The organism is Clostridium neonatale, assembly GCF_900465025.1.
GTDB classification, from domain to species: Bacteria; Bacillota; Clostridia; order Clostridiales; family Clostridiaceae; genus Clostridium; species Clostridium neonatale.
Map to the genome: position 1 here is coordinate 232,354 of NZ_UICR01000001.1, position 9,052 is coordinate 241,405.

The window sequence follows — 9,052 nt, forward strand, 5'->3', positions numbered from 1 at the left end:
AAAAATACTCAATACTAGAAGAATATTATTAAACATTTGTATAATGTAGTAATAATGCATACTGGAGGTAAAAAATGAGAGATGCAATGATTAAGTGCAGTAATGTATCTTTTAAATATATTAATAATACAGAAGGAAAAAATGAAGAGAAATACGCATTAAAAAATGTGAATTTAGAAGTGAAAAAGGGTGAATTTTTAGTTATATTAGGGCATAATGGATCAGGAAAATCTACAATAGCAAAACATATAAATGCTTTAATAACTCCATCAGAAGGAACTGTGATTGTAGATGGTTTAGATACTAGTAATCCAGAAGTATTATGGGATATCAGAGCAAAGGCAGGTATGGTATTTCAAAATCCTGATAATCAACTTGTTGCTACTATAGTTGAAGAGGATGTTGCTTTTGGCCCAGAAAATTTAGGTATAGATCCTGCTGAAATACGTAAGCGTGTTGATGATAGTTTAGAGAAAGTTGGTATGAGCGAATATAAAAGGCATGCACCACATCTATTATCTGGTGGTCAAAAACAAAGAGTGGCTATAGCTGGAATACTTGCAATTGAACCAGAATGTATAATCTTTGATGAACCTACAGCAATGTTAGACCCTTCTGGAAGAAAAGAAGTGCTGAATAATATAAAATATTTAAATAAAGAACATGGAATGACAATAATACTTATTACGCATTATATGGATGAAGCTGCTCAAGCAGATAGAATAATAGTAATGGATGATGGAAGCATAAAAATGGAAGGCACTCCAAGAGAAATATTTCCACAAGTGGAACGTATGAAGACTATTGGATTAGATGTTCCACAGGTGACTGAATTAGCATATGAATTAAAAAAAGCTGGAATTAATATAAATGAAAAAATATTAAATGTAGATGAAATGGTGGAAGAATTATGTCAATTAAAGTAGAAAATTTAACACATATATATATGCCTAAAAGCCCATTTGAAAAAATTGCGTTAGATAATGTTTCTTTAGATATTAATGATGGAGAATTTATAGCATTGATAGGTCACACAGGTTCAGGAAAATCAACTTTAATTCAACATTTCAATGGCCTTTTAGAAGCAACGAGTGGAAAAATAATAGTAGATGGAATTGATATAACTGATAAGAAAATAAAGCTTTCAGAAATAAGAAAAAAAGTTGGACTAGTGTTTCAATATCCAGAATATCAATTGTTTGAAGAGACTATAGCAAAGGATATAGCTTATGGACCTGGGAATTTAGGACTTTCAGAAGAAGAAATCCAAGAACGAGTTAAGGAATCAATGAAAATGGTGGGTTTAGATTATGAGATATATAAAGATAAATCACCATTTGATTTAAGTGGAGGACAGAAAAGAAGAGTTGCAATAGCAGGTGTTCTAGCTATGAAGCCAACAACTTTAATTTTAGATGAACCAACAGCGGGATTAGATCCAAAAGGAAGAGATGATATACTAAATCAAATTAAAGAACTACATAAAACTTCAAATATGACAATAATAATTGTAAGTCATAGTATGGAGGATGTTGCCAATATGGCTCAAAGAATTATCGTTATGAATCATGGAAAAGTGGCTATTCAAGGAAAGCCTTCTGAAGTTTTTAAAGAAATAGATATGTTAGAGAAGATAGGATTAGGAGTACCGCAGGTTACATATTTGGCTAGAGAGTTAAGAAAAAGAGGATTTAATTTAAGCGATGATATATTTACTATAGAAGAAGCTAAGAAACAGTTATTATCGATATTAAAAGATAATAATATGAGAGGGGGAGAATAGGGGATGTTAAAGGATATTACTATAGGACAATATTTACCAGGAGAGTCCTTTATACATAAACTTGATCCTAGAACAAAAATTTTAATTTCATTATTATTTATAGTATGTCTTTTTTTAATAAATAAATTTGTTGGATATACAGTTGTTGTAGCGTTTTTAATAATGATAATAATGATTGCCAAGATACCACCAAGATTCATTTTTAATGGATTAAAACCAGTACTATTTTTGGTTATGCTTACAGCTGTTTTAAATATATTTATGGTTAAAGGAACACCTGATACATTAATATATAAAATAGGATTTTTATATATTTATAAAGAAGGATTAAGTATTGCTGGATTTATGGCCATACGATTGATATTATTAATAACAGGCACATCGTTATTAACATTAACAACTTCTCCTATAGAGCTAACAGATGGAATAGAGCGACTACTTAGGCCGATTGGAAAAGAGATGGCACATGAGTTGGCTATGATGATGACAATAGCGCTTAGATTTATACCAACACTTATGGATGAAACGGATAAAATAATGAAAGCGCAAAAGGCTAGGGGAGCTGACTTTGAAAGTGGAGGATTAATTCAAAAAGCTAAAAATTTAATACCATTATTAGTGCCTTTATTTATCAGCTCATTTAGAAGAGCAGATGAATTAGCAATGGCTATGGAGGCAAGAGGTTATAGAGGTGGAGCTGGAAGAACAAGAATGAAAGTTTTGAAATTTACTTCTAGAGATATTATAGCTTTTAGTGTGTTTGGAGTATTAATTATATGGTGTATAGCAGTTAGATTTGTATTTACAGGAATCATATAATTCTTAATTATGATAGAATTTAAAATAGTATTAATTTTTTTAAATTGGATAATATAATAATAAGCAATGGAGGTTGTTATACTATATATTTATTTATAGTATAACTGCCTTTGTTTAGTTAAGAGGAATTTAAAATGAAAAATATTAAGTTAACAATTGAATTTGACGGTAGTAATTTTTGTGGATGGCAAAAACAGCCTAAAGGAAGAACAGTTCAAGAAACAATAGAAAAGGCTATATTTAAAGCGACTAATGAACAAATAGAGATAAATGGAAGTTCTAGGACTGACTCAGGAGTTCATGCCAAATCCATGGTAGCCAATTTTTTTACAAATAGCACAATTCCATCTGAAAAATTTAGAGAAGCAATTAATGTTAGATTGCCAGAAGATGTTTCTATTATTAAATCAGAGGAAGTGGCTGAAAATTTTCATGCAAGGTACTCTTCGAAAGGAAAGACTTATTCATATACTATAATAAATAGATATGAGAGGCTATCACTAGGGCATCAATATTTATATCATTATAGATATCCATTAGATTTTAATAAGATGGAGGAAGCGTGTAAGTATTTTGTAGGTACTCATGATTTTAGAGCATTTATGTCTCCAGGGAGTTCAATAAAAACCACAATTAGAACAATCTACGAATTATATTTAAAAAGAGATGGAGATAAAATACAGATTTTTATAACTGGAAATGGATTTTTATATAATATGGTTAGAATTATAGTAGGAACATTATTAAAAGTAGGAAATGGCAAAATAAAACCAGAAGAAATTGAGAGCATAATTAAAGAAGGAAATAGAAAGCGTGCGGGAATGTGCGTTCCAGCTAATGGATTAATATTAGAAAAAGTTTTTTATTAAATACCAAAAAATTGTTGACACGCCCGTAAGCGTGTATTATAATAGATTTGTTTGTTAAATATTTATGTAATTAAGATCCACTAGCCCCGGGTCTTGACATAAAAAATTTACTTTAAGTGAAAGTAAAAAATTAATGTAAGTTCAGGGAGGGAAACAGATGAAATCATACATTGCAAAAGCAAGTGAAATTGAAAGAAAATGGTATGTTGTTGATGCTGCTGGTAAGCCATTAGGTAGAGTTGCTAGCCAAGTTGCTTCAATTTTAAGAGGTAAAAATAAACCAACATTCACACCTAACGTTGACTGTGGAGATTTTGTTATCGTAATTAACGCTGAAAAGGTTGTTTTAACTGGTAAGAAGTTAGATCAAAAATTAATGAGAAAGCATAGCCTTTACCCAGGTGGATTAAAAGAAACTCCATACAGAGTAGTATTAGATAAGAAACCAGAATTTGCTTTCGAAGAAGCTGTAAGAAGAATGCTTCCAACAGGTGTTTTAGGAAGACAAATGTTAAAGAAACTAAATGTATATAGAGGTGCTGATCATAAACATGCAGCTCAAAAACCAGAAGTACTTGAATTAAGATACTAATATGATCTCGGGAGGAGGAAGAAAAATGGCAAAAGTTCAATATATGGGAACTGGAAGAAGAAAAAAATCAGTTGCAAGAGTAAGACTAGTACCAGGAAATGGTAACGTAGTTGTAAATAAAAGAGATATCGAAAATTATTTTGGTTTAGAAACTTTAAGAGTTATCGTTAACCAACCATTAGTTTTAACTGGAGCTAAAGAAAAGTTTGACGTTTTAGTAAATGTTCACGGTGGTGGATTTACAGGTCAAGCAGGAGCTATCAGACACGGTATAGCTAGAGCATTAGTTAAATCTGATGAAGCTTTAAAGTCAGAATTAAAGAAGGCTGGATTCTTAACTAGAGATCCAAGAATGAAGGAAAGAAAGAAATACGGTCTTAAAAAGGCAAGAAGAGCTCCTCAATTCTCAAAGAGATAATTATTGGAGTTATACAAACCCCACGAATTCAATATTCGTGGGGTTTTCTCTTATATAAAATTTTATGAAAATAGGTTGTTTTTTATCTATAAGTAATAAATAAAAAGATCTATTAATAGTAATATAGAAATATAGAACAATTTCTGGTAAAATATTCTATATTATTTAAAAAGGTAGGTTACTAAATGAATGATAATAAAATAACTATAAGAACAAAAATAATTAATAATTTTTAGTGGCCTATATTGGGGATTGTGTTCATTCGTCATGGTATTAATGAAAAATTTATTGGAGGAATTATAGCAGGTTTACTTATTACTTTAATAGTATGCTTAGAAGTAATGTTTAAGCGTATTGAATTAGATGGGGATAAAAGGAATGTATTTGAAAACTCATTTATATCAAGAATCAATTATACAAAAAAGGATTATTCAATATTTTATTCTAATTATAAACATATATTTAATAATGTTAATAAGAAACAACTTATAGCAGCTATAGATGAATGGGAAGAAGTTAAGAAAAAAAGAAAAGATAAAATTAGCAAAAGATCAAATAAAAGATGCTTTTATAGAATTAAATTGAAAGTAACATATGAAGTTGTACTTATAGAAAAAATAATTAATAAATAGAGTATATTATTTGTGAAATAATTAGAATAAATAGTATATAATTAGACTTAAAATTACAAATATATAGAATAAATTCAATAATAATCAACAAAAATTGGTTAAATTAATAATTAATATTAAATGTAAGTTAAAATTTAAGTAAATATATTAACAATAGGTTAAATTTAATGTAAACTGTTGATTGGTAATAAATAAATTAGCCAAAGGAGAATAAGGTTTTGGAAACAATAAAAGTTATTATTCAATTAATGGGTGGACTAGGACTATTTATTTATGGTATGAAATTAATGGGAGATGGACTGGAAAATGCAGCAGGAGACGGTTTAAAATCAATCCTGGAAAAAGTAACAAGTAATCGTCTAATGGGAGTTGCAATTGGTGCGATTGTTACAATGGTAATTCAGAGTAGTAGTGCTACAACTGTTATGGTAGTTGGTTTTGTTAATGCAGGACTAATGAGTTTAGCACAAGCTGCTGGAATAATAATGGGAGCTAATATAGGAACAACAATAACAGCTCAATTGGTAGCATTTAAATTAGATCAAATAGCCCCATTGTTTGTATTTGTTGGTGCAGCATTAGTAATGTTTGCAAGAGCAAAGAAAAGAAGAGAAATAGGAAATATAATATTAGGTTTTGGTATATTATTTACTGGGATGGGAATAATGAGTGGAGCAATGAAGCCACTAGCGTCTTCGCCTGCTTTTACTAACATACTAATTGCTATAGGTGATAATTGGTTTATAGGAATTATAGCAGGAGCTGCAATTACTGCGATACTTCAAAGTTCATCTGCAACAACAGGTATACTAATTGCATTAGCTACTACTGGAACTATAGATATTGGTCTTGCTTTACCAGTTGTATTTGGATGTAATATAGGAACATGTATTACTGCAATGATTGCTAGTATAGGAACTAATAAGACAGCACATAAAGCAGCTTTACTACATCTTATATTCAATATAGTTGGTACTATAATATTCTTGCCATTCTTAGGCGTATTAGCAAGATTTGTTCAATATACTAGTCCAGATGATGTTAGTAGACAAATTGCTAATGCACATACAGTATTTAATATAGCGAATACAGCCTTATTATTACCATTTACTACGTACATAATAAAATTTATAAATAGAGTAATACCTTGTGAAGAAAATGAAGAAAAAGTTGGACCTAAATATATAGATGATAGAGTGCTTGAAACACCAGTTATAGCTGCTGGTCAAGTAATAAAGGAAACAATTAGAATGGCTAATAAGGCTAAGCAAAACGTTGAATTAGCAATGAAGGCATTTGTAGATAATGATGAAGAATTAATACAAAAGGTATATGAAAATGAAAAAATAATAAATGTATTAGAAGAAAGTATAACTACATACTTAATAAAGCTTGCAAAATGTGATTTATCCGATAGAGAAAAAGGAATAGTGGCATCTACATTTCATGTAATAATAGATATAGAAAGAATCGGAGATCATGCTGAGAATATTGCGGATTTATCAATCGAAAAAATTAATAAAAAACTTAAATATAGTAAAGACGCCATAGATGAATTATATGAAATATATAACACTACATTAGAAGCATTAGAGATAGCAGTAGAATCATATGAAAATAGGAATATCAATCAAGCTAGAAATATTGTTGAAATTGAGGATAAAATTGATACATATCAAAAGAAATATAGAGAAAAACATATTCAAAGATTATATGATGGAAAATGTAATGCATTTGCAGGAGCTATTTTCCTAGACTTAGTAAGCTCTTTTGAAAGAATAGGAGATCATTCTACTAATATAGCTGAAAGTGTTATAGAGAATTATGTGAATTAAAATAATTATAACAGAATTTGTTTTAACCCTATCAAATAAAAAAATTATTTGATAGGGTTATTTTTTATCTGTGAGTGATATTATATACAGATTTACTATTGTATAAATACTTATGAGTAAGCAAATACTAATTTTATAAAGCTTTACTAATAGGAGGATTCAAAAGAATGAGATATATAAGAGCACTAACATTATTATGCATTACAATTATGTTATTCTCATTACCAACTACAGTTTTCGCTGAGAGTAATCAAGATAAACATATAATATTAATAGACCCAGGTCATGGTGGAATTGATGGTGGAGCAAAAAGTAAAAGTGGAACTATCGAGAAAGATATAAATTTAGATATTTCATTAAAGTTAAGGGATTATTTACTTGAAAAAGGGTATGAAGTTCATATGACTAGAGAAGAAGATAAAGAACTTGATACTAAAAAAGTAAATGATCTTACACAAAGATGCAAATTAAAAAAGGAAACAAATTGCGATATTTTTATTTCTATACATCAAAACATGTTTCAACAGTCTAGCTGCTTTGGAGCGCAGGTATGGTATTCGGATAATGAGAATAGTAGATTGCTTGCAGAAAGTGTTCAAGAATCAATGAAGAGTGTAATAAAGGATAATAATAAAAGAATTCCTAAGGCAGCTAAAAATCAATATAAGATATTGCGTGATGGTTATGAAGGTGGAAGTATTATAGTTGAATGTGGATTTTTATCTAATCATGAAGAAGAGCAGAGATTAAAAGATTCAAATCATCAAGATAAAATAGTTGAAGGGATAGCATTAGGAATAGAAAAATATTTTGAAGATAATAAGTAAATTAAACATTACCACCTTATTTAACAATAAAAATAAGATGGTAATTTTTTTATATATAATTTATTTATAAATTTGGACCAACTTCTATGCTATTCTTAGGTGGAGATTGGATATAATAGGTGCTATGTACTAATAGAAATATATTATAAGTTATTAGACATATTAGGCAGATGACTAAAAAATATATTATAATATTAGCAATTTTGTTAAGTAGTGAGTTTTTCATAAATCACCTCAAATATAACTATTTATAATTTAAATATAATAAAGAAAATATTAAATTATGAAGGAAAAATAAAAATTTATTTAACAATTTAAAATTATAGTAGTTTAGATAATTTTAGTTAATAATCTAATTTGTTTTTTGCTTGTAAATATTAAGAAATATATTTAAACTTATATTTAGTACAAGCAAAGGAGTTTTTAGGATGAGAGAATTAAATGTTGGAGTTATAACAGAGGCAGTAAGGAATTTATGTATTGAAGCTAATTATTATCTAGGAGATGATATAAAAGAAGCTTTAGAGATATCTAAGAAGAAAGAAACATGGAAGCTAGCTGAAGATGTACTAGATAAAATAATTATTAATTCTGAAATTGCATGTAAAGATGAGATGCCTATTTGTCAGGATACTGGTATGGCATGTGTTTTTATGGAAATAGGACAAGATGTTCATCTTGTAGGAGGAAAGCTAGAAGATGCCATAAATGAGGGTGTAAGAAGAGGATATGAGGAGGGATACTTAAGAAAATCAGTTGTAGGAGATCCAATAGAAAGAATAAATACTAAGGATAATACTCCTGCTATAATTTACTATGATATTGTAGAAGGAGATAAAGTTAAAATTACATTAGCACCAAAGGGATTTGGATCTGAAAATATGAGTAAGATAGGAATGTTAAAACCTTCAGATGGAATTGAAGGAGTAAAGAAGTTTATATTAGAAACTGTAAAGGCTGCTGGCCCAAATCCATGTCCTCCTATGGTAATTGGAGTAGGAATAGGAGGGACATTTGACAAAGCTGCATATTTGGCTAAAAAGGCTCTTATAAGACCTATTGATATTAGAAACAAAAATGAGTTTTATAAAGAATTAGAAGAAGAATTATTAGAAAAAGTAAATAAATTTGGTATAGGGCCACAAGGCTTCGGGGGAAGAACTACTGCGCTAGGTCTAAATATAGAGGTTTATCCTACTCATATAGCAGGTTTGCCAGTGGCAGTAAATATTAATTGTCATGCAACTAGACACAAAGAAATAATATTATAGGAGATT

10 protein-coding genes are annotated in these 9,052 nt (G+C 29.2%); all 10 read left to right on the top strand.

From position 1 onward, the window contains the following. The first annotated feature begins 74 nt into the window (after positions 1–74). The 10 genes from CNEONATNEC86_RS01205 (at position 75) to CNEONATNEC86_RS01250 (ending at position 9,046) form a co-directional block, all read left to right on the top strand. Positions 75–926: an energy-coupling factor transporter ATPase gene (locus CNEONATNEC86_RS01205; RefSeq protein WP_159135411.1), complete on the top strand. Its 852-nt coding sequence runs from the start codon at positions 75–77 to the stop codon at positions 924–926. Then, positions 911–1,783 carry an energy-coupling factor transporter ATPase gene (locus CNEONATNEC86_RS01210; protein ID WP_125149602.1) on the top strand — a complete coding sequence of 291 codons (873 nt, stop codon included), beginning with the start codon at positions 911–913 and terminating at the stop codon, positions 1,781–1,783. Before CNEONATNEC86_RS01205 ends, CNEONATNEC86_RS01210 begins: the two co-directional genes overlap by 16 nt. A gap of 3 nt (positions 1,784–1,786) precedes the next feature. Continuing rightward, positions 1,787–2,602: an energy-coupling factor transporter transmembrane component T family protein gene (locus tag CNEONATNEC86_RS01215; RefSeq protein ID WP_125149603.1), complete on the top strand. Its 816-nt coding sequence runs from the start codon at positions 1,787–1,789 to the stop codon at positions 2,600–2,602. Positions 2,603–2,736: 134 nt separating this feature from the next. Continuing rightward, a complete protein-coding gene (gene truA, locus CNEONATNEC86_RS01220; RefSeq protein ID WP_058293566.1) occupies positions 2,737–3,471 on the top strand; it encodes a tRNA pseudouridine(38-40) synthase TruA in 735 nt (244 codons plus the stop codon). A 157-nt stretch (positions 3,472–3,628) separates the two neighbouring features. Beyond that, complete coding sequence (rplM, locus tag CNEONATNEC86_RS01225; RefSeq protein WP_097919245.1) at positions 3,629–4,063, top strand: 50S ribosomal protein L13; 435 nt, start codon at positions 3,629–3,631, stop codon at positions 4,061–4,063. Between the two features lie 25 nt (positions 4,064–4,088). Next, positions 4,089–4,481 (top strand): 30S ribosomal protein S9, encoded by a 393-nt coding sequence (gene rpsI / locus CNEONATNEC86_RS01230; protein ID WP_058293564.1) that lies wholly within the window; start codon positions 4,089–4,091, stop codon positions 4,479–4,481. Positions 4,482–4,726: 245 nt separating this feature from the next. Continuing rightward, positions 4,727–5,113: a hypothetical protein gene (locus tag CNEONATNEC86_RS01235; protein WP_098021069.1), complete on the top strand. Its 387-nt coding sequence runs from the start codon at positions 4,727–4,729 to the stop codon at positions 5,111–5,113. Positions 5,114–5,331: 218 nt separating this feature from the next. Then, positions 5,332–6,948, top strand: a complete 1,617-nt coding sequence (locus CNEONATNEC86_RS01240) for a Na/Pi cotransporter family protein (protein ID WP_058293562.1) — start codon at positions 5,332–5,334, stop codon at positions 6,946–6,948. 167 nt (positions 6,949–7,115) lie between these two features. Next, entirely contained in the window at positions 7,116–7,775 is a 660-nt protein-coding gene (cwlD, locus tag CNEONATNEC86_RS01245) for an N-acetylmuramoyl-L-alanine amidase CwlD (protein WP_058293561.1), read from the top strand. Between the two features lie 428 nt (positions 7,776–8,203). Beyond that, positions 8,204–9,046: a fumarate hydratase gene (locus CNEONATNEC86_RS01250; protein ID WP_058293560.1), complete on the top strand. Its 843-nt coding sequence runs from the start codon at positions 8,204–8,206 to the stop codon at positions 9,044–9,046. The last annotated feature ends 6 nt before the right edge of the window (positions 9,047–9,052 follow it).

Excerpts from the sequence above, each read along its gene's own strand:
- CNEONATNEC86_RS01205 (WP_159135411.1), top strand. The coding sequence starts at position 75 with ATGAGAGATGCAATGATTAAGTGCAGTAATGTATCTTTTAAATATATT.
- CNEONATNEC86_RS01210 (WP_125149602.1), top strand. The coding sequence starts at position 911 with ATGTCAATTAAAGTAGAAAATTTAACACATATATATATGCCTAAAAGC.
- CNEONATNEC86_RS01215 (WP_125149603.1), top strand. The coding sequence starts at position 1,787 with ATGTTAAAGGATATTACTATAGGACAATATTTACCAGGAGAGTCCTTT.
- truA (WP_058293566.1), top strand. The coding sequence starts at position 2,737 with ATGAAAAATATTAAGTTAACAATTGAATTTGACGGTAGTAATTTTTGT.
- rplM (WP_097919245.1), top strand. The coding sequence starts at position 3,629 with ATGAAATCATACATTGCAAAAGCAAGTGAAATTGAAAGAAAATGGTAT.
- rpsI (WP_058293564.1), top strand. The coding sequence starts at position 4,089 with ATGGCAAAAGTTCAATATATGGGAACTGGAAGAAGAAAAAAATCAGTT.
- cwlD (WP_058293561.1), top strand. The coding sequence starts at position 7,116 with ATGAGATATATAAGAGCACTAACATTATTATGCATTACAATTATGTTA.
- CNEONATNEC86_RS01250 (WP_058293560.1), top strand. The coding sequence starts at position 8,204 with ATGAGAGAATTAAATGTTGGAGTTATAACAGAGGCAGTAAGGAATTTA.